This is a genomic window from Ferrimonas sp. (assembly GCF_048263965.1).
Taxonomy (GTDB): domain Bacteria; phylum Pseudomonadota; class Gammaproteobacteria; order Enterobacterales; family Shewanellaceae; genus Ferrimonas.
This window is the reverse complement of sequence record NZ_JBLXDO010000014.1, coordinates 29,935-50,458: the sequence shown is the minus strand read 5'-3', so window position 1 is coordinate 50,458 and position 20,524 is coordinate 29,935. Positions and strand designations below refer to the sequence as shown.

The following is a 20,524-nucleotide window of genomic DNA, read 5'->3' as shown; positions in this document are numbered from 1 at the left end:
ACAGTTATTTGCAGACAGGGGTCTTGGAACAGTTTGAGACAACTGAATATCTGAGCCACTGCCGTACCGAGCTCTTTCGGTGTAGAATCTACGTCAATTGAAGAACAAGAAGCGAACTCAACGGTGACTCAAGACTACCTTTCACCCTGGATGCAGGGTGCACGCTGGCTCCAGAAGCCGGTAGTGACCACCCGCCTGGTGCCCGAGGACCCTATCTCAGAGCTGGATATCGATCCCTCGCGGCCCCTGGTGTACGTGATGGCCCACGAATCCCACTCTGATCTGCTGGCGCTCCACGAAGCCTGCCTGAACAGTGGCCTACCCAGTCCCCTTGAGCCCCTGGAGGTCAAAGGGGAGAAGGTAAGCCGGGTGGTGTGGCTCAACGGCGCCACCCCCCTGTTTGGCAAACGCAAGAAAGCGGACTTTATGGCGCGCTTCGAAAAGCTGCTGGGCCTGCACCGCACTCACGATGAACTGGATGCCCAGGTGGTGCCGGTGTCTCTGTTCTGGGGCCGGGATCCAGGCAAGGAGGAGAGTGTCTCCGCCACCCTGCTGAACCGGGATCACCCCACCTGGCTGCGCAAGTTCTTTATCCTGATGATGCTGGGCCGGGACAACTTCATCCGTTTCTCCCGCCCTGTCTCCCTGCGCTACATGGCCGACAACCACGGCACCGATGAGGGGATTGCCCAGAAGCTGGCCCGGGTTGCCCGGGTGCATTTCGGTCGTCAGCGCACCGTGGCCACCGGCCCGCGCCTGCCCGACCGCCAGGCCCTGTTTGCCAGCCTGCTGGCCTCCAAGGGGCTGCAGCAAGCGGTCGCCGACGAGGCAAAGAGCAAGGGGATCAGCGAAGAAAAGGCCCGTGAAAAGGCCACAGAGTACCTGGAGGAGATCGCCGCCGATTACTCCAGCAACCTGATTCGCATCGGTGAGCGCATCCTCTCCTGGCTGTGGAACAAGATCTACAACGGCATCAACGTCCGCGGTGCCGAGCAGGTGCGTCAGTTGTCCCAGGATGGCCACGAGATCGTCTTTGTGCCCTGCCACCGAAGCCACATGGATTACCTGCTGCTCTCCTACATCATCTACCAGCAGGGGATGGTGCCGCCGCACATCGCCGCCGGGGTGAACCTGAACTTCTGGCCTGCCGGCCCCATCTTCCGCCAGGGCGGCGCCTTCTTTATCCGCCGCTCCTTCCGTGGCAACAAGCTGTACGCCGACGTCTTCCGTGAGTACCTGCACCAGCTGTTTGCCCGGGGCTACTCCATCGAGTACTTCTGCGAAGGGGGCCGCTCCCGTACCGGTCGCCTGCTGCCACCCAAGACCGGGATGATCGCCATGACCATCCAGACGGTGCTGCGCGGCATCGAGCGTCCGGTGACCCTGGTGCCCATCTATCTTGGCTATGACCATGTAATGGAGGTATCTACCTATCACAAGGAGCTGAAAGGTAAGAAAAAAGAGAAAGAAGGGATGGGTCAGGTGCTGTCCGCCATCAAGAAGCTGCGCAACTATGGTGAAGGCTACGTCAACTTTGGCCAGCCCATTACCGTGCACCAGTTCCTCAACGACAAGGTGCCCAACTGGCGTGAGGACACCCAGGACGATCCGGAGCAGCGTCAGCCCTGGCTGACCCCGGCGGTAAACGAGCTGGCCAATCAACTGATGTGCAACATCAACGATGCCGCCGCCGTCAGCTCAGTGACCCTGACGGCCACTACCCTGCTGGCCACCCCGCAGCACGCCATGCCCAGGGCCACCCTGGAGCAGCAGCTGGATTTCTACCTGAAACTGCTGCAGGCGGTGCCCTATACCCCCTACACCACTCTGACCGAGGGTGATGGCAAGCAGGTGCTGCAAACCGTGCTGGATCTGGAGAAGTTCCAGCTGAGTCAGGATGACCTGGGTGAAATCGTCAGCATCGCCGACCATCAGGCGGTCACCATGACCTACTACCGCAACAACATCCTGCACCTGATGATCCTGCCGAGCCTGCTGGCCTCGCTGGTGGTGAAGAGTGCCAAGCCCAGCCGCAAGCAGTTGATCGAAGACGCCCACAAGCTCTATCCCCTGCTGCAGGCTGAGCTGTTTATGGGCCTGGACGGCGAACTGGACGAGTATCTGCACGCCCTGATCAATGAACTGATCAACCATGGTCACCTGCTTGAGGACGACGATGGCCAACTGACCATAGTCGAGAGCCAGCGCAACAGCCTGATGCAACTGGCGGCCATCAGCCAGGAGACCCTGCAGCGCTACGCCATTCTGCTGGCCCGGCTGCAGGCCGAGCCCCAGATCGAACGGGGCTCCCTGGAGAAGGAAGCCACCAAGCTGGCTGAGCGTCTGTGCAAGCTCCACGGCACCAGCGCGCCTGAGTTCTTCGACAAGAAGGTGTTCAACACCCTGACCCTGAGACTGAAGGAGATGGGTTGCATCGGCGACACGCCGGACACCGACCTGATCAAGGAGCTGGCCCAGTTGGTGCTGACCCAGCTGCCGGTCAGCATGCGCGCCTCCATCAGCCAGGCGGGCTAACCACGGCTTCACTGTTCAAGGGCCCTTCGGGGCCCTTTTTGAGTTTGGAATACCCAATGACACACCGCTCCTCCCCCGGCCTCCTCGGCGGGGCCATGATCATCGCCGCCACCACAGTCGGGGCCGGCATGTTTTCCCTTCCGGTCACCGGTGCCGGCATGTGGTATGGCTACAGCCTGCTGATGCTGGCTTTTGCCTGGCTGTGCATGCTGCTCTCCGGCCTGTTCGTGCTGGAAACCAACCTGCACTTCCCCGTTGGCGCCAGTTTTGACTCCATGGTGGGCGAGACCCTGGGACGCCCCTGGCGGGTCGCCAACGGCATCTCCATCGCCTTCGTGCTCTACATCCTGACCTACGCCTACATCAGCGGTGGCAGCTCCATCGTCAGCCACGGCCTGTCCGCCACCCTGGGGCTGGAGTTGGGCGCCAAACCGGCAGCCCTGTGCTTCGCCGGGGTACTGGCAGTCATCGTCTGGCTGGGAGCTGCGGCGGTGGATCGCCTCAGCACCATCATGATCGGCGCCATGCTGCTCACCTTCGCCGCCTCCACCCTGGATCTGGGCCCTGGCATCGAAGCCGCCAAGTTGTTCCCCGCCCCGGAGGAGGGCAAAAGCTACGCCATCTTCGGCCTGGCGGCCCTGCCCTTCATGCTGGCCTCCTTTGGCTACCATGGAAATGTGCCCAGCCTGGTGAAGTACTACGGCAAGCAGCCCAAGCGCATCGCCCTGGCACTGCTGCTGGGCACCGGTCTGGCTTTCACCATCTACCTGCTGTGGCTGACCCTGACCTTTGGCAACCTCAGCCAACAGCAGATGCTGCCGGTGATCCAGGCCGGGGGCAACATGGGAGATCTGGTGGCCGCCCTGGAGCACAACGACGGCGGCAACCTGGGCACCATGCTCTCCCTGTTCGCCAACCTGGCGGTGGCCAGCTCCTTCCTGGGCGTGACCCTGGGCCTGTTTGACTTTATCGCCGACCTGTTTGGCTTCGACAACTCGGTCTCGGGACGCAGCAAGACCGCCGCCATCACCTTCCTGCCGCCACTGTTGCTGGCCCTGGCCTGGCCCCACGGCTTTATCTACGCCATCGGCTTTGCCGGCCTGGCCGCCACTTTGTGGGCCGCCATAGTGCCGGCGCTGATGGCCCGGGCCGTGCGCCGCAGCCGACCGGAAGGCGGCTACCGCGCCCCGGGCGGTCAGGGTGCCATCTGGCTGGTGGTGGCTTTCGGCCTGACGGTGGCCCTGTGCGAGATTGCCGGTAAACTGAAACTATTGCCGGTATTCGGACAGTGACGATGGAGAACGCGGTACTCACCTTGCGGACCAGGCTGGTGGCCGAGTCCAGTAGGCCCTATCAGTCCAGGGGCGCCACCATAGTGCGCTGCCCCCGCTGCCAGATCGCCCAGACCCACTGTGTCTGCGACTACCGTCAGCCTCAGCAGGTGAATCCGGCGTTCTGTCTGATCATGCACCGCAAGGAACCGATGAAGCCCACCAACACCGGCCGCCTCATCGCCGAGATCCTGCCGGACACCGCCGCCTTCGTCTGGGACCGCACCGAACCGGATCCCCGGCTGCTGGACTACCTGGCCGACCCCAGCTGGCAGCCCTACCTGGTGTTTCCCGATGCCTATGTGGAGGATCAACCTGTGGTGGAGGCCCCGCGGCCCTGCCCACCAGGCAAGCGGCCACTGTTTGTCCTGCTGGACGCCACCTGGGCCCAGGCGCGTAAGATCTACTTCAAGAGTCCCTACCTGAGGCAGATGCCGGTGCTCAGCATCAATCCAGAGCGACTGAGCAACTACAAACTCAGGGAAGCGGTGCACGATCACCAGCTGGCCACCGCCGAAGTGGCCGCCATGGTGCTGGAGCTGGCGGGGGAGGCCCATGCCGCCGAGGTGATGGACGCCTTCTTCCAGGTGTTCTCCAGCCGCTACTACGCCGGCAAGCACCAGCTGCCGGCCCCCTGTGAAGGGAAAGCGTTTGACCGTCTGGCCGCCTGCCAACAGAGGGAACAACAGGATGCGACATCGCTTTGATCAATGGCTTACCTTCCGTACCGTGGCAGAACGGGGCAGCTTCACCGCGGCCGCCGAGGCTCTGGATCTCTCCCGCGCCCTGATCTCAGGTCATGTGCGCCAACTGGAGGAACACTATGGTGTCCGCCTGCTCCACCGCACCACCCGATGCCTCTCCCTCACCGATGAGGGACAGCGGCTGCTGAAACAGATCGCCCCGCTGCTGGATGAGGCGGAGCGAACCGATCAGCAGATGGCCGACCAGGCGTCGGAGGTGCGGGGTTCTTTGAGGATTCAGGTGCCGGCGGTGCTGGACGCCGAACCCCTGCACCATTGCCTGGCACAGATGCTGCTGCAACACCCCGGCGTCAAACTGGAGGTGCTGATCGGGGAGTCGGTGGAGGATCTGGTGGGCCGCGGCATCGACCTGGCGCTGCAGATCGGGCGCCTGGAAGACAGCTCCATGGTGTGCCGCCCCCTGTGCCAGCTGGACACCAAGCTGGTGGCCAGCCCGGACTACTGGCGCCAGGCCGGGGTACCCACCACCATAGAGCAGTTGGCCGGACACCGCTGCATCCACTATCGCCACTGCCTCACCGGCCGCAACTGGGACTTTATCGATGAATCCGGCCAGCCGGTGTTGGTCAAGCCCCAGTTCGTGGTGGAGACCGACAGCGAAGCCATGGCTCTGCGCCTGGCCCGCAGCGGCGTCGGCATCACCACCGCCCTGGAGTTTCTCTGCCGCAGTGAACTGAAACAGGGCACCTTGCAGGCGCAGATGGATCAGTGGCTGCACCCGGTTCCCCTGTCTGTGGTCTACCCCGCCCGGGAGAACAAGCCCCCCAGGCTGGAGCGACTGCTTGAGTTACTGGGGCGCACCTTTGCGGATCCAGTGATCCACCGCTAGCCTGGCTACCTGCATCTCGATGGGCCTTGGCACCGGCTGAGGCTCTTTGGGATACTCTTGGCCGCGACGGGCCACCGCCGCCAGGCTCAGGGCCTGCATCGCCAGCCCCAGGTCCATGATCTCCACCGGGTTGCCATCCCCGGCTGCCAGGTTCACCAGGTTGCCGCCACTGAGCAGATAGAGGGTCTTGCCCTTGTAGCGAAACGCCTCCACCTGTTCCCGGATGCGACTAACGCTGTCCGACGCGTCCCGCAGATAATCCAGCTCCATCTCCCGGGCAAAGTGGCCCGCATTGGCCAGGATCGCCCCATGCTTAAGCAGGGCAAAATGCTCCCGGGTCAGCACCCCGTCACAGCCGGTCACCGTCACCACCAACTCGGCCTGGGCCAGGGCCGGCTCCAGATCTTGTGTGGGGAACCCCTCCATGTGAGCCTCGAGACGGATGAGAGGATCCTGCTCCACCACGGTGACGTGGGCGCCCATGCCCCGCAGACGCATCGCCACACCGCTGCCACAGTAGCCATAGCCGATCACCAGCGCCCGTTTGCCATGCAGCATCACATTGGTGGCGCGCATGATGCCATCCACCACCGAACTGCCAACGCCGTAGCGATTCTCGACGATGCGCTTGGCCTGGGTGTCGTTGATCACCAGGGTGGGAAACCCCTGCTCCGGCGCCAGCTGACGCAGCCGGGTCGCCCCTGTGGTGGTCTCCTCGGTGGCCCCCACAATGCTGCCGCGTAGAGGCGCAAACTCCGCTTCGGTGAACAGCAGGCTGTGCAGGTCGGCACCATTGTCCGACAGGATCTGTGGCTCGGCCCTGAGCACCTGGCGGCACTGCTCGATGTGGTCCTCGAAACTCTCGTTCCTGTGCCCCAGCACCTGCACGCCATAGTCATGGCGGATCGCCTCGGCGGTGTCATCCTGAGTGGTACCGGGACTGCCGGTGATCACCACCCTGGCGCCCCCCTTGGTGAGGGTTTCCAGCCAGACCCCGGTTTTGGCCTCCACATGCAAACAGATCCCCAGGGTCAGACCCTCGAAGGGCCGGGTGCGGGCAAACTCCTCCCCCAGGGCACGAACGATGGGCATATGGGCCCGGGCCCACTTGATGCGGTTGCGGCCGGATTCCAGTAACTCGGTCATGGTGTGTCTCCTTAGCGATTAGGTCGCCGCCATTGTGGGCGGCAGCAGCCGGAGGAAAAACCAAGGGGAGTGAATGGAGTGTTCAGCCAAATTGGCAGCAGAACACTCAAGGTCTTGACCCTCCTGCTGCGGGAGGCTTTACCCTGGCCACATGATTAGGAACACTTCCCGAAAACCGGGGTTGTGGCTCGCCCTGCTGTTGACACTCCTGACCATCAGCCTGGCGCAACCCACCCTGGGCCAACCCACTCACAGGATGCCTGCCGATATGGCGGTCACCTGCGAGCAGGCGATGCATCATGCAGGGACGACACTGTGCCAGCAGTGTCAAACGGGATGTGTGTGGGTGGCTGTGGCAACTCTGCTGCCTGTGGGCATACCTCAGCCTCCGGTGCCGGGAAGTGTTCCACTCCCTTTCAAGATGCCGGCAACCTACCCGACCCCTTATCCGGAGCCCCTGCGCCCTCCCATCTCTTGATGATTCGTGACCCTACCCCACTCAATTAACGAATTTTCTGGAGAAAACCTTATGAAAACCCTGATTTCCGCCGCATTGATATGCCTGCTGCCCGGCCTGACCAACGCCGCTACCCTGGAGCTGCCCTCCTCCATCTGGGCCAATAAAGTGAATGGCGAAGCGGTCCCTAACTACCGCAGCTCCTTGCCCCTGAGCTCTGGGCTGCAGATCCTCGAGCTGCGCTACGCCGAGCTGCTGCAACTCAATGCGGAAGACCATGAGTACGTGAGCTCCGAGCCCCTCTACCTCAGCTTCGAGGCCCAGGGCGAGCAAAGCTACCGACTCCAACTGCCGGAGCTGCGCAGCGATACGGAGGTACGCGAATTCGCCCGTCGACCCGAAGTCAGCCTGCGCAGTGACGCCGGGCCGGTGGAGAGTAGGCTGCTGACCCAGAGCCAACTGCTGGCCCTGGTGGTCAAAGCCAGCGTCAATTTCTGACCAACCTTGGCGGCTTCGGCCGCCTTTTTTTGGCCTGCTCCCCGCGCCTTGACGGCGACTCAGCCCGTCCAGGTTCACGGCAACCAGGCCAGACAACCACAAAAAAAGAGGCGCCGAGGCGCCTCTTTTCGTTTAGTCGGTGCGGCGCTAGCACGCGCCACCATTCAGGCTGTCCAGGATGCTGCACTGGCTCCCATTGCCTCCAGAGCAGCCTCCAACCAACCCCGACAAGCGTTTTTCCAAAGACCGAAGCCGATCCAGCTTGTCGCGCACCTGATCCAACTGTTTCCACGCCATCGCTTTCACCTCTGCGGCTGTGCGACGCTCATTGCCATTGAGGGCCAGCAGGGTGGCGCACTGCTCCAGGGAGAACCCCAGGTCCTTGCACCTGGCCACAAACTGCAGCTGAGCCAGCTGTACCTGACCATAGCTGCGGTAGCCGTTGTCTCCCCGGGGTGCGGCCACCAAACCGATGTCATGGTAGTAGCGGATGGTCTTGACGCTGAGCCCGGTCTCCCGGGCCACCTCCCCTATCTTCATGACACCTCCTCTTTCAGCTCCCTGCGATAGATCAGCAGGTAGAGGGCAGGAATCACGAACAGCGACAGCAGGGGTGCAGTCACCATACCGCCCACCATGGGGGCGGCGATCTTCTGCATCACGTCGTTGCCGGATCCGGCTCCCCACATGATGGGCAACAGGCCGAAGAAGATGGTGGCCACGGTCATCGCCTTGGGACGGATGCGCATCACCGCCCCCTCCATCAGCGCCTCACGCAGATCCGCCACCGATGAATAGGCACCGGATTTGCGCCTGGCCTTGATGGCGTTGTTCAGGTAGACCTGCATCACCACCCCGAACTCCGCCGCTACCCCGGCCAGGGCGATCATCCCCACGGCCACCGCCACCGACAGGTTGTACTCCAGCAGATAGAGCAGCCAGGCGGAACCCACCAGGGCAAAGGGCAGGCTGAGCATGATGATCCCCGCCTGCAGGGTGGAGCCGAAGGTGAGCATCAGCAGCAGGAAGATCACCGCCAGGGTCATGGGAATCACCTGGACCATCTTGGCCTCCACCCGCTGCATGTACTCATACTGGCCGGCGAAGCTGACGCTGTAGCGGGCCGGCAGCGTCAGCTCACTGTCCAGGGCCTGACGGGCCTGGTCGATGTACTCACCGATGGACAGCCCCTTGATGTCCACAAACACCCAGGAGATCAACCGGCCGTTCTCGCTCTTGAGCATGGGAGCGCCATCGCTGATGCTGATGTCGGCGATGTTGGACAAGGGAATATAGTGACCTTTGGCGGTCACCACCGGCAGGGCCCTGAGCTTGTCGATGTCGTCCCGAAGCTCCCTGGGGTAACGCAGGTTGATGGGATAGCGCTCTGCTCCCTGCACCGACTCACCAATCTGCATGCCACCTATGGCCAGGCGCACCACGTTCTGTACATCATCCAGGCTGAGGCCATAGCGGGCTGCCGCCGACAGCTTAGGTTCGATATCGATGTAGCGACCACCCCCCACCCGTTCGGCAAAGGCGGAGACGGTACCGTCCAGAGGCGTCAGGATCGCTTCAATTTCGCCGCCGATGCGCTGCAGTTCGTCCACGTCGGCACCGGAGATCTTGATGCCGATGGGCGTCTTGATGCCGGTGGAGAGCATATCGATGCGGGTCTTGATCGGCTGCACCCAGGCGTTGGTCACCCCGGGCACCTTCACGGTGCGCTGCAGCTCGTCGATGATCCCTTCCAGGGTCATCCCCTCCCGCCAGCTCTCCCTGGGGTTGAGCATGATGGTGGTCTCCAGCATGGTCAGCGGCGCGGGATCCGTGGCAGTCTCCGCCCTCCCCACCTTACCGAACACCCGCTTGACCTCGGGGATGGTCTTGATCAGCCGGTCGGTCTGCTGCAGCAGCTCCGCCGCCTTGCCGGCGCTCACTCCGGGCAGGGTGGTCGGCATATAAAGCAGATCCCCCTCCTCCAGCTCCGGCATAAACTCCGATCCCAGCTGGCTGGTGGGGTACCAGGCGCTCGCCAGGGCGACAATGGCCAACACCAGGGTGATCCTGGGGAAACGCAACACCACTCCCAGAGACGGGCGATACAGGGCAATCAGCAACCGACTGATGGGGTTCTTGCGCTCATCGGGGATGCGACCCCGAATGAAGTAACCCATCAGCACCGGGATCAGGGTGATCGCCAGCAGGGCCGACGCGGCCATGGCAAAGGTCTTGGTGTAGGCCAGGGGGTGGAACAGTCGCCCCTCCTGGGCCTCCAGCACGAACACCGGCATGAAGCTCAGGGTGATGATCAGCAGACTGAAGAACAGCGCCGGCCCCACCTCCACCGAGGCCTCCTTCATCAGCTGCCAACGCTCCTGCTCCAGAGGCTCGCGGCCGTTGTCGGCCCGGAAATGCTCCAGGTGTTTGTGGGCGTTCTCCACCATCACGATGGCGGCGTCCACCACCGCCCCGATGGCGATGGCGATTCCCCCCAGGCTCATGATGTTGGCGTTGACCCCCATCCAGCCCATGACGATAAAGCTCACCAGGATGGAGAGTGGCAGGGTGATCACCGCCACCAGGGTGGAGCGGGCATGCAGCAGGAACAGCAGGCACACCAGGCCCACCACCGCCATCTCCTCGATCACCTTGCCTTTGAGGTTATCCACCGAATTGAGGATAAGCTGGGAACGATCGTAGGTGGTCACCACCTCCACCCCTTGAGGCAGGCCCGCCTTGAGGGTGGCCAGCTTGGCCTTGACTGCGTCGATGGTGGCCAGGGCATTTTCACCATAGCGCATGACGATGATGCCACCCACTACCTCGCCTTCGCCATCCAGCTCCGCCATGCCGCGGCGGGAGGCCGGCCCCAGACGCAGGGTGGCCACATCCTTGAGCAGCACGGGGTTGCCGGCGTCGGACACCACCCCAAGGGGGATCTCGGCGAAGTCTGCCAGGCTCTGACGGTAGCCCTTGGAACGGATCATGTATTCCGCCTCGGCCATCTCCACCACGGAGCCACCCACCTCGGCATTGGCCCGGTCGATGGCCATCTTCACCCGACCGATGTCCAGCTTGTAGAGGGCCAGTTTGTGGGGATCCACCACCACCTGGTAGCTCTGCTCCATGCCGCCGATGGTGGCCACCTCGGACACCCCGGCCACACTCTGCAGCTCCAGCTTCAGGTACCAGTCCTGCAGGCTGCGCAGCTGGGCCAGATCGTGTTTGCCACTGCGGTCGACCAGGGCGTATTCGAACACCCACCCCACCCCGGAAGCGTCGGGCCCCAGTTCGGGCCGGGCGGCGGCGGGCAGTTGCCCCTGAACCTGGGAGAGGTACTCCAGCACCCGGGAGCGGGCCCAGTAGATGTCGGTACCATCCTCGAAGATCACGTAGACATAGGAGTCGCCGAAGAAGGAGTATCCGCGCACCGTCTTGGCACCGGGCACCGCCAGCATCGCCGAGGAGAGCGGGTAGGTCACCTGCTCCTCCACCAGCTGAGGCGCCTGTCCTGGATAGGGGGTCTTGACGATCACCTGTACATCGGACAAGTCCGGTAAGGCGTCCAGGGGGGTGGTGCGCAGCGCCTGCCAGCCCACCAGGGCGATCACCGCCATCACCACCAACACCATCACCCTCTGGCGGATGGAGGCTTCAATGATTTTTTCCAGCATGGGGCCTCCTAGTGGCTATGGCCGCTGTGGGCACTGCCACTGGTCATCCGCATCAGGCTGCCCTTGAGGCTGGCCTCCGAGTCCAGCAGGAACTGGCCGGAGACCACCACCCGCTCACCCGGTTCGATCCCGGAGAGGATCTCCGCCTTGCCCCGGGCGATCATCCCCAGGGTCACCTCCTTGACCACAAACTCGGTGTCGGCGCGCTGCACCACCACCCGGTTGCTGCGGCCGGTCTGGATCAGCGCCTCGGTGGGCACCAGGGTCAGACCACGCTTGGCGGTGCCGTAGAGCTCCACGTCCACCAGGGAGCCGGGACGCAGCTTGCCTTCCGGATTGCCCAGGCTGACCCGGACCTGCATCGCCCGGGTCACCGGATCCAGCTCGGGGTAGATGTAATCGATCTGCCCCTCCAACTCGAACAGTCCCAGGGCAGACGCGGTCACCGCCGCATCCTGGCCCACCTTGAACCAGCCCTGCTGGTTCTCAAACACCTCGGCGATCACCCAGACTCTGTCCAGGTTCACCAGCTTCATTATCTCGGTGGCGGGCTGGATGTACATGCCGTCGCGGACATTGAGCTGGCTGATGTACCCATCCTGCTGGGCGTAGAACGGCACCCGGTAGAGGCTCTTGCCTGTGCGCTCCAGTCGCTGAATCAGCCCGGAATCCATGCCCAGCAGCTCCAGACGCAGTCTGGCCTTGCGCATCAGCTCCGGCCCGCGAATGGTGTCGCTCTTGAGACTGCTCATGGCCAGCAGGTAGTCGTCCTGGGCGTTGATCAGTTCAGGACTGTACAGCTCAAACAGCAGGTCACCCTTTTTCACCGGGTCACCGACGGAGGCGACCCCCAGCGTCTCGATCCAGCCGGAGACCCGGGCGTGGATGTGACTGAGGGCATCCTGGTCGTACTCCACCGTGCCTATGGTGTTGATGTAACGCCACAGAGTGCCCTGCTCCACGGTTTCCACCCGCATCCCCAGGGCCTGCTGCATGCCGCCTGGCACACCCACCACCACCTCTTCGGTACTGACCCCCAGCTCCACCGCTTCCAGATCCATGCCGCAGATCGGGCAGGAGCTCGGCTCATCGGAGACGATATGGGGGTGCATGGGGCAGACATACTTCACCCCACCGCCGCTGGACTGCAGGGGCGCCGGTTGTGCCACCGGCGATGACATGGGCATCTCCATGGCGCCGTGGTCATGCCCCTCATGGGACTCCCCTTCCAGTGGTTGCAGGAACATGTTGCAGATGGGGCAACGATCCCCTTCCCCACCGGTCTGCTCAGGATGCATGGGGCAAGCGTAGGGCTGGGACGCCATCGCCTCCTCTTCATCCTCCTCCGGGGTCAGATACATATTGCAGAGGGCACAACGGTCGCCTATGGCGCCGGTCTGCTCGGGGTGCATGGGGCAGGCGTAGGGAACGTCCACCGGGGTAAGAAACATCTTGCACTCGGGGCAACGGTCGCCCTCGTGACCGGTCTGGTCCAGGTGCATGGGACAGGCATAGGGCTCAGACTGAGCGCCGTGGCTGTGGGCAGGCTCGCTGGCCTGCTGGGCATGGAGTGGCATGGCCAACATCGGCAGCACCAGCACCAGTGCCAGCAGCCAACGGGCGGAAAAGTTGTCACCAAACATCTTGGCTTCTCCTCAACTCCGGCTCTATCGCGGGGACAGGCCGGAAACCTCTTTATAGTCGGTTGGCCCGGTCAACGGGCCTGGCAGGGTGCCGGTCAGGGCACCCTGGGTGTCAAAGTCGTCGCTATAAAGGGTCAGGCGATGGGAGGTCGCTCATCGGACTCAAGGCAGACAGAGTCGAAACTGGAGAGGTAGGCAGGGGGCTCCTCATGCTGAGGGGCTCGACCAATCTGCAAAGGGGTGGCCGGCGTCGAACTGTAGTGGAAACAGTCCTGGCACTGGCTGCAACCGCTGTCGCAATCCATGGTCATGGTTCCGGTCATGGCCCCGCCATCACAACAGCAGCGCTCCTCATCGGCCTGGGCCGAATCGGACATCTGACTGTGGCAGTCCATGGTGACCATTGTCTGAACCGAGTCTCCCATGGGCATCATCGGCATGCGCGCCACTGCGCCCTGGCTTATCAGCGCCAGTGCGAGTAACAGCATGCTCAGTACTCTGCTCAATTGGGTCATGGTCGATTCAGTTCTTTTTACCTGTGGCCACCATTATGAACGACTTCCCGAACAAAAGTTCACTTTTTTCAGGGCCTCGTCAGAGGCCCGGTCCAACTCCTTGACGAGTTTTCAGCGAAACCTGTTGATCAGTGGTGGCTATGCCCCTTGCCCAGCTTGGCCATGGGCTCCAGATCCATGCCGCACTTGGGGCAGCTGTCACCCTTGAATCCACGGATCTTGGGGTTCATGGGACAGGCGTGGGTGTAAGCCTGACGGTCCGCCTCGGCGACTGGTTCCAGATCCATGCCGCACTTGGGACAGCTGTCTCCCTCGAAACCGACGATCTTGGGGTTCATGGGGCAGGCGTGAGTGTAATGAGCGCCTTTGCCACTCATCTTGGGGCAGTTGTCGCAATCGTGCTTATGCTGGTGATTGGCATGCTTGGCCTTATTGGGGCAGTTGGCCTTGTCGCAGTCATGCTTAGCGTGTTTGGCCTTGTTGGGGCAGTTGGCCTTTTTGCAGTCGTGCTTGGCGTGCTTGCCCTTGTTGGGGCAGTTGGCCTTGTCACAGTCGTGTTTGGCGTGCTGATGCTTATGATGGCCATGGCCCTTGACGGCCATTGGGGTCAATGCCATGCCGCACTTGGGACACTCATCCCCGGCTACCCCTTTCACCTTGGGGTGCATTGGGCAGGCGTGGGTGGCTTCAGCCACGGCATGGGCGCCATGGCCCTCGGCATGGGCCTGAACCTGGGCGGAGAATGGGGTGGCGATCAGGGCGGCCATCAGGGCCACTGCAGCAAAAAACTTGTTCATGGATACTCCAAAATTTAATTAAATCGGTGACATTCTGTCGAGTTGAGAACTGGAGTTAACCGATGGGAGGCCGCAGTGCCCGCTCCGGCGGACACGAGTCCACGTGCATCAGGGGGGGCGCCAGGGGCGGCGAGTGCCGCGCCACCGCCATCACCCCCTGAGAGGTCACCAGGCTGGTGGGCGGAATCAGGATCTGGCAGTGGCCGCACTCCCCTTCGCAGTAGTGCTCCACGCCATGGCAAGGCACCGGGTGACAGTCGGCCTCGGACTGCTCCATGGCAACATGATGGCCATGCCCATGCTGCTCCCCCGAGGGTGGCGCCATAAGATGGATGCGCGCTACCGCCCCCTGGCACACCAGGGTCAGCAACAAGATCAACATCATCGGCACAGAGCAGCGAGTCACCCTCACCCCCTTATATTAGACACTTCGCATATTATGCCTGAATGAAGCAGATGAGAATGAGTGCAGGTTCACATTTAGTGAATAGAAAAAGACCAATAAAATCAGGCTGAGAGAAGCAGAGTCTCGTAGGCAGGAGGCAGAAAGACTTCGGAGACGCGCAGGCTTCGACCCGCCAGTTCAAACTCCCGTTGACGGCCCCAGAGACCTTCGGCCACCGGGTAACCCAACCGTTTCGCCTGGGTGCCGGCACTGCTTCGCTCCCCATAGCGGCACACCTGCAGCGGGCCCCTGACCAGATTGACGGAAGCAAACAACCTCTCTCCCAGGGGCTGATTGCCCAGGTTGGGAAAATCGATCTCTGAGCACTCCAGCGTCGCCCGGGGCACTTCTGTGATGGCGTACACCCAGGGCACCCCGTCGAGTTTCAGCAGCACCACCCGCTGCCAGATGGGCTGTCCCAACTCCCAGCCGGGGCCGGGCTGAACTGCGGGCCCAACCCCTTCCTGCAACAACTCCACCTCGAAGCGCCGACAGAGCGCCTTGAGCTTGAGCGTCAGGGAACCCTTGTCCTGCAGCCAGGGCAGCAGCTTGGCCGGCGGCTGGGTCATCTCAATGACCGGGTGCACGTCCGCCTGGTTCAGGGCTTCTAGGGTGGTTGCCGTCATTCCGACTCCTTTGCAGTGACTAGGGGGTGTTGCTTTTTGAAGGTGAAACTTCAGAACCGCAGGGCGCAGCGTACCTCTGGACACCGACCCGCCTCATGCAGCCTCTAAGTGCCTTGATTTCACCAGTGACAACCGCTGGTGAAAAAACACCCAGCAAAGACCAACACACCCTTCGACATAGTATCAAAACTAGATTTGGAGCCAAGGGATACTCTGTATTAGAGTTGTTAGGCTAACCACTCGCACATGTGAATATGGAGACCCAAGGGATAATGCGTTTAGCCAACTACCTGCTGGTCCTGCTTTTGGTGTTGTCACCCTGGGCCAAGGCCGAAGAGGCCCCAGAGCAGGGGGCACAAAGTGCGATCACCGATCAATACGGTTACTACGGCCTGGAGCCGGAAATCGTCACTAACTATGTTACCGACAGCAGTCGTCTGGGCTATATCCGGGTCAGCATCGAGTTGATGCTCGAAGACGCCAATAACCTGGCCATTGTGGAGCACCACGCACCACTGATCCGCAGCACCATCATCGAGATCCTCGGCGAACAGAGTAAAGAGAAGATCCAGTCTCTCACCGGCCGGGAAGAGATTCGTCGCTACTGCTTCGAAACCGTCAACCAGTTGCTGGAGCAGGAGGTGGGGGAGCCCTTGTTGGTCAACCTGCTGTTTACCAAGTTCCTCTACCAGTAACCGCCATAGAAAAGGGGAGCCACTGCTCCCCTTTCTTTATGCCCGACGAACCCGGCCACCGCTGTCCATCAGCGCCTGAGCCAGCCCCACCAGCAGGCCCCCAAGGTGGGCCCAGTTGGCCATATTCATAAAGCCCATGAAGCCCATCACCAGCCAGAGAATCAGGAACATCATGTAGGAGTCAGGCAGGACTATGCCGCGCTGGGGTGCCAGCCTGCCCATCAGCCAGCAGTATCCCACCAGGGCATACACCACCCCGGAGAGACCGCCAAACGCCGGCCCTACCATGGCAAACTGAATCAGGTTGGGCAGGGCCGCCCCCGCCAGCAACAACACAAACAGCTTACCGCTGCCGAGACGCTGCTCCACCTGCCCGCCCAGGAACCACCACCACAGCAGGTTGAAGACGATGTGCATCGGGTCGAAGTGCAGCAGTATGGGGGAGAACAAGCGCCAACCCTGCTCCAGGGAGAACGCGTCCCAGCTCTCGAAGAAGTGCAGGGCATAGAACAGCGGTTGCTGCCAGCGCAACACACCCCAGGGGATGTAGATGGCGATGCAGACCAGCATCACCAGCAGGGTCACCGGGCCTGCCCGGCTGAACATGGCCCCCATCATCTGCTTCAAAGGTTTGCCATAACTCAGACGGTTATCGGTACTGCCGTTGTTCCAGGAAGCTTCGTGGTATCTGGGGTGATGGGGGTCCGCCAGGAACCGCTCAAACTCCATGCTGGCCCTGGGTTGATCAGCCTCGGGCACCCAGATCTCCACGCCCTGCTCACTGCGACTCAGCTCGGCTTTGACGCCCAGTCCCGCCAGGTAATCCACAAAGGCCTGGGCCGCCCTGGGGTTGTTCAGTACACCCAGGGCAATCATCCCGCTTCCACCTCGGCACCGGACTGAGTCCAGGCTTGCATGCCGCCTACCAGGCTGTAGACCTGCTCAAACCCTTGTTCCGCCAGGTACTGGGCCGCACTCTGACTGCTGATGCCGTGATAACACACCACCACCAGGGGATCGTCATACTCCCCCTCCATCATAAACTGGGCCAGATTGCCCTGATGCAACCTCAGGGCGCCGGGAATGCGTCCCCGGGCATAGGACTCAGGGTCCCGGATGTCCACCAGTTGCACCTCTCCCTGCTGCTGCAGTTGGGAGAATGCCCCAAGGTCGATGTTCTGATAGTTGGCCACACACTTCTCCTTTGGACCTGCTGACCTCTGTTGAATCGCTTTGCACCCTAGAGCGCCAGAGCCTCAGTGTATCGAAAAACCCTGGCGGATAAAAAAGGGCCGGTAAACCGGCCCTGTTCATCATCTGTACGGGATCAATCCCAGTTGAGGATCACCTTGCCGGACTGACCACCGCGCATCACATCGAACCCTTCCTGGAAGTCGTCGATGTGGAAGTGGTGGGTGATGATGGGGGTGATGTCCAGGCCGGACTGGATCAGGCTGGCCATCTTGTACCAGGTCTCAAACATCTCACGACCATAGATACCCTTAAGAATCAGACCTTTGAAGATCACCTGGTTCCAGTCAATTCCCATGGAGCCGGGAGGAATACCCAGCATGGCGATCTTGCCGCCATGATTCATGGTTTCCAGCATGGAGTTGAACGCGCTGGGGACACCGGACATCTCCAGGCCCACATCGAAGCCTTCGGTCATCTTCAGTTCCGACATCACGTCTTGCAGCTTCTCCTTGGCCACGTTGACCGTGCGGGTGGCACCCATCTTGGCAGCCAGCTCCAGGCGGTAATCATTAACGTCGGTGATCACCACATGACGGGCACCGACATGACGCGCCACGGCCGCGGCCATGATGCCGATGGGGCCGGCACCGGTGATCAGCACATCCTCACCCACCAGATCGAAGGAGAGGGCGGTGTGCACCGCATTGCCGAAGGGGTCGAAAATGGACGCCAGATCATCGCTGATGTCGTCAGGGATCTTGAAGGCGTTGAAGGCGGGGATCACCAGGTACTCGGCAAAGGCGCCGTCCCGGTTCACGCCCACACCCGAGGTGTTGCGGCACAGGTGAGTGCGGCCGCCACGGCAGTTGCGGCAGTGACCACAGGTGATGTGGCCTTCACCGGAGACCCGGTCACCCAGCTCAAACCCACGCACCTCCTGGCCCATGTCCACCACTTCACCCACGTACTCGTGGCCCACCACCATGGGCACGGGGATGGTCTTCTGGGACCACTCGTCCCAGTTGTAGATGTGCACATCGGTGCCGCAGATGGCGGTCTTCTTAATCTTGATCAGCAGATCGTTGTGCCCCAGCTTGGGTTTGGGGGCATCCACCATCCAGATCCCCATCTCGGGCTTGAGTTTAGACAGCGCTTTCATGGTGGTCATCAGATGATCTCCAGCTCTTTACCGATGCGGATAAAGGCGTCGATCGCCTTATCCAGCTGTTCGCGGGTGTGGGCAGCAGACATCTGGGTACGGATGCGCGCCTGACCCTTGGGCACCACGGGGAAGGAGAAGCCAATCACATAGATACCTTCCGCCAGCAGGCGGTCGGCGAACTCGGACGCCAGGGAGGCATCGCCGATCATCACCGGGATGATGGCGTGGTCAGCACCAGCCAGGGTGAATCCGGCTTCGCTCATGCGGCTGCGAAAATGGTTGGCGTTGTCCCACAGTTGGGCACGCAGTGCCTGACCTTCGGCAATCAGGTCCAGCACCTTGAGGGAGGCGGCCACGATGGCCGGTGCCAGGGAGTTGGAGAACAGGTAGGGACGGCTGCGCTGACGCAACCAGTCAATCACCTCTTTCTTGCCGGAGGTAAAGCCACCGGACGCGCCACCCAGGGCCTTACCCAGGGTACCGGTGATGATGTCCACCCGCTCCATCACCTTGCAGTGCTCATGGGTGCCGCGGCCACCTTCACCGACGAAGCCCACGGCGTGGGAGTCGTCCACCATCACCAGGGCGCCATACTGATCCGCCAGGTCACAAATGCCTTCCAGGTTGGCGATCACGCCGTCCATGGAGAACACACCGTCGGTGGCGATCAGGATGTTGCGGGCACCGGCCTCACGGGCCTGCTTCAGGCAGTTCTCCAGCTCGGCCATGTCGTTGTTGGCGTAACGGAACCGCTTGGCCTTACACAGGCGCACGCCATCGATGATAGAGGCATGGTTCAGGGCGTCACTGACGATGGCATCCTCTGGACCCAGCAGGGTCTCAAACAGACCGGCGTTGGCGTCGAAGCAGGAGGAGTAGAGGATGGTGTCTTCCATGCCCAGGAAGGCAGACAGTTTGGCTTCCAGCGCCTTGTGGATGTCCTGGGTACCGCAGATAAAGCGAACGGATGCCATGCCGAAGCCGTGATCCGCCAGCCCCTGCTGAGCCGCGGCTACCAGTTCCGGGCTGTTGGCCAGGCCGAGGTAGTTGTTGGCGCAGAAGTTGATGACCTGCTCACCGGTGTTGACCTCAATGGCGGTCTGCTGGGGTGAAGTGATGACTCGCTCGTGCTTATAAAGCCCATCGGCCTTTACGTCCTCCAGTTGCTGCTGGATCTGGGCGTAAAATGCTGAAGATGACATGCTGCCTCCCATTGGCATCCTTGATTATTGTGGGACGCGCCGCGCAGCTGGACACAGACACTTCCCAGATTCTAGCCCCTCTGAGGGACAGGGTGGGGAGGATGTGCGACGCGGCGGCCCGCCTTAATTATTGGCGACATTCTAACGGGGGATGGGGCAGCTTGCAGCAGCAATCTGCCCCTTGGGGTATTTAAAACTGTAAAGGGTGGGCTGGCGCAAAGACAGCCAGCCTGGGTCAACGCAGTTAAGTTGGATCGCCACCCATGCTCTCGTAGAGCTCGCGATACTTACGCTCGATGCGGTCGAACTCGGGCATCGCCGCATCGGAGACGATTCCCCGGAAGGTGATCAGCACCCGAATCACCCCTTTGTAGATCTCACGCTTGGTGATGCTGCTCTCCAGCATCTGGGCGTTTCGGTAGGAGATCCAGCAGGTGACGATCTGTTTCAGGGTCTGAGCCAGATCATCGATGTACTTGTCTTCCACCACCACGGTGCCGTTGTCCCGCAGCAATCTCAGGTTATCGCCAGCCACCTTGGTCATGCGGCTGTGCACCTCCAGGTAGCGCTGGTGCAACTCCTTGTCCCGGGCCAGGATGTCGGTTAGGTTGGCGTAGAAGAAGCGGAAGCGCCACATCGCCTGGAACATACCGTCCAGGTAACGAACCAGGAACTCCAGATCACTCTCGTTCTCCACATCCAGAGGCCGGAACGCCTCAACGATGTAGTTCTCATACTCCTTGTAGATGCAACGAATGATCTCTTCCTTGTTGCGGAAGTGGTAGTAGAGATTGCCGGGACTGATCCCCATATGGGCTGCGATGTGGTTCGTCGTGATCGCCCGCTCACCATGTTCATTGAACAGTTCACGGCTGGCGAGAATGATTCTGTCTTTAGTCTTCATAGTTTTATCTTCTCTCTGACTTGGCCTAGCTTAACAGACACCGGTGGATTTGAAACAGCCCTGCCCCTGCCTTATGATGCGGGCTCCGACCAGTCACAGACCCG

The 20,524-nt window shown here is 61.6% G+C and carries 20 protein-coding genes; 7 read left to right on the top strand and 13 right to left on the bottom strand.

Features of this window, described 5'->3' with window-relative positions; genetic code table 11:
• The first annotated feature begins 150 nt into the window (after nt 1–150).
• Genes plsB through ACN0RV_RS13065 form a run of 4 tightly spaced genes read left to right on the top strand, consistent with a single transcriptional unit; the run spans nt 151 to nt 5,459 of the window.
• On the top strand, nt 151–2,535 hold the full coding sequence (gene plsB / locus ACN0RV_RS13080) for a glycerol-3-phosphate 1-O-acyltransferase PlsB (RefSeq protein WP_417348203.1): 2,385 nt from the start codon (nt 151–153) through the stop codon (nt 2,533–2,535).
• Nucleotides 2,536–2,591: 56 nt separating this feature from the next.
• Complete coding sequence (locus ACN0RV_RS13075; RefSeq protein WP_417348117.1) at nt 2,592–3,827, top strand: aromatic amino acid transporter; 1,236 nt, start codon at nt 2,592–2,594, stop codon at nt 3,825–3,827.
• A gap of 2 nt (nt 3,828–3,829) precedes the next feature.
• On the top strand, nt 3,830–4,573 hold the full coding sequence (locus ACN0RV_RS13070) for a tRNA-uridine aminocarboxypropyltransferase (protein WP_417348115.1): 744 nt from the start codon (nt 3,830–3,832) through the stop codon (nt 4,571–4,573).
• Nucleotides 4,557–5,459: a LysR family transcriptional regulator gene (locus tag ACN0RV_RS13065; RefSeq protein ID WP_417348114.1), complete on the top strand. Its 903-nt coding sequence runs from the start codon at nt 4,557–4,559 to the stop codon at nt 5,457–5,459. Before ACN0RV_RS13070 ends, ACN0RV_RS13065 begins: the two co-directional genes overlap by 17 nt.
• Here ACN0RV_RS13065 and ACN0RV_RS13060 read toward each other — a convergent pair.
• Entirely contained in the window at nt 5,418–6,605 is a 1,188-nt protein-coding gene (locus ACN0RV_RS13060; protein WP_417348112.1) for an adenosylhomocysteinase, read from the bottom strand. The two genes, ACN0RV_RS13065 and ACN0RV_RS13060, sit on opposite strands and share 42 nt — an antisense overlap.
• 151 nt (nt 6,606–6,756) lie before the next feature.
• On the opposite strand from ACN0RV_RS13060, the gene ACN0RV_RS13055 reads away from it, so the two are divergent.
• The gene (locus tag ACN0RV_RS13055) at nt 6,757–7,083 is read left to right on the top strand and encodes a hypothetical protein (protein WP_417348110.1); all 327 of its coding nucleotides are present in this window, start codon (nt 6,757–6,759) and stop codon (nt 7,081–7,083) included.
• Nucleotides 7,084–7,134: 51 nt separating this feature from the next.
• A complete protein-coding gene (locus ACN0RV_RS13050) occupies nt 7,135–7,560 on the top strand; it encodes a DUF2057 family protein (RefSeq protein WP_417348108.1) in 426 nt (141 codons plus the stop codon).
• Nucleotides 7,561–7,707: 147 nt separating this feature from the next.
• Here the strand turns inward: ACN0RV_RS13050 and ACN0RV_RS13045 are convergent, their stop codons facing one another.
• The 7 genes from ACN0RV_RS13045 to ACN0RV_RS13015 form a co-directional block, all read right to left on the bottom strand.
• The gene (locus ACN0RV_RS13045; RefSeq protein WP_417348106.1) at nt 7,708–8,100 is read right to left on the bottom strand and encodes a MerR family transcriptional regulator; all 393 of its coding nucleotides are present in this window, start codon (nt 8,098–8,100) and stop codon (nt 7,708–7,710) included.
• Complete coding sequence (locus tag ACN0RV_RS13040; RefSeq protein WP_417348105.1) at nt 8,097–11,237, bottom strand: efflux RND transporter permease subunit; 3,141 nt, start codon at nt 11,235–11,237, stop codon at nt 8,097–8,099. Before ACN0RV_RS13040 ends, ACN0RV_RS13045 begins: the two co-directional genes overlap by 4 nt.
• A gap of 8 nt (nt 11,238–11,245) precedes the next feature.
• Nucleotides 11,246–12,880: an efflux RND transporter periplasmic adaptor subunit gene (locus ACN0RV_RS13035; RefSeq protein ID WP_417348103.1), complete on the bottom strand. Its 1,635-nt coding sequence runs from the start codon at nt 12,878–12,880 to the stop codon at nt 11,246–11,248.
• Between the two features lie 134 nt (nt 12,881–13,014).
• Nucleotides 13,015–13,368: a hypothetical protein gene (locus ACN0RV_RS13030; protein ID WP_417348101.1), complete on the bottom strand. Its 354-nt coding sequence runs from the start codon at nt 13,366–13,368 to the stop codon at nt 13,015–13,017.
• A gap of 155 nt (nt 13,369–13,523) precedes the next feature.
• Nucleotides 13,524–14,192: a heavy metal-binding domain-containing protein gene (locus tag ACN0RV_RS13025; RefSeq protein WP_417348099.1), complete on the bottom strand. Its 669-nt coding sequence runs from the start codon at nt 14,190–14,192 to the stop codon at nt 13,524–13,526.
• A gap of 55 nt (nt 14,193–14,247) precedes the next feature.
• Nucleotides 14,248–14,598: a hypothetical protein gene (locus ACN0RV_RS13020; protein WP_417348097.1), complete on the bottom strand. Its 351-nt coding sequence runs from the start codon at nt 14,596–14,598 to the stop codon at nt 14,248–14,250.
• 101 nt (nt 14,599–14,699) lie between these two features.
• Nucleotides 14,700–15,263: a chorismate--pyruvate lyase family protein gene (locus ACN0RV_RS13015; RefSeq protein ID WP_417348096.1), complete on the bottom strand. Its 564-nt coding sequence runs from the start codon at nt 15,261–15,263 to the stop codon at nt 14,700–14,702.
• 272 nt (nt 15,264–15,535) lie between these two features.
• Here ACN0RV_RS13015 and ACN0RV_RS13010 point away from each other — a divergent pair, with 272 nt between their 5' ends.
• Nucleotides 15,536–15,958 carry a flagellar basal body-associated protein FliL gene (locus ACN0RV_RS13010; protein ID WP_417348094.1) on the top strand — a complete coding sequence of 141 codons (423 nt, stop codon included), beginning with the start codon at nt 15,536–15,538 and terminating at the stop codon, nt 15,956–15,958.
• 36 nt (nt 15,959–15,994) lie between these two features.
• On the opposite strand, the gene glpG is transcribed toward ACN0RV_RS13010, so the two are convergent.
• The 5 genes from glpG to ACN0RV_RS12985 form a co-directional block, all read right to left on the bottom strand.
• A complete protein-coding gene (glpG, locus tag ACN0RV_RS13005; RefSeq protein WP_417348092.1) occupies nt 15,995–16,834 on the bottom strand; it encodes a rhomboid family intramembrane serine protease GlpG in 840 nt (279 codons plus the stop codon).
• Nucleotides 16,831–17,151 carry a thiosulfate sulfurtransferase GlpE gene (gene glpE / locus ACN0RV_RS13000; RefSeq protein ID WP_417348090.1) on the bottom strand — a complete coding sequence of 107 codons (321 nt, stop codon included), beginning with the start codon at nt 17,149–17,151 and terminating at the stop codon, nt 16,831–16,833. The genes glpG and glpE overlap by 4 nt, the downstream gene beginning before the upstream one ends.
• Nucleotides 17,152–17,285: 134 nt before the next feature.
• Nucleotides 17,286–18,311 (bottom strand): L-threonine 3-dehydrogenase, encoded by a 1,026-nt coding sequence (gene tdh, locus ACN0RV_RS12995; protein WP_417348201.1) that lies wholly within the window; start codon nt 18,309–18,311, stop codon nt 17,286–17,288.
• An 8-nt stretch (nt 18,312–18,319) separates the two neighbouring features.
• A complete protein-coding gene (locus tag ACN0RV_RS12990) occupies nt 18,320–19,516 on the bottom strand; it encodes a glycine C-acetyltransferase (RefSeq protein ID WP_417348088.1) in 1,197 nt (398 codons plus the stop codon).
• 244 nt (nt 19,517–19,760) lie between these two features.
• On the bottom strand, nt 19,761–20,420 hold the full coding sequence (locus ACN0RV_RS12985; protein WP_417348086.1) for a TetR/AcrR family transcriptional regulator: 660 nt from the start codon (nt 20,418–20,420) through the stop codon (nt 19,761–19,763).
• Nucleotides 20,421–20,524: the final 104 nt, after the last annotated feature.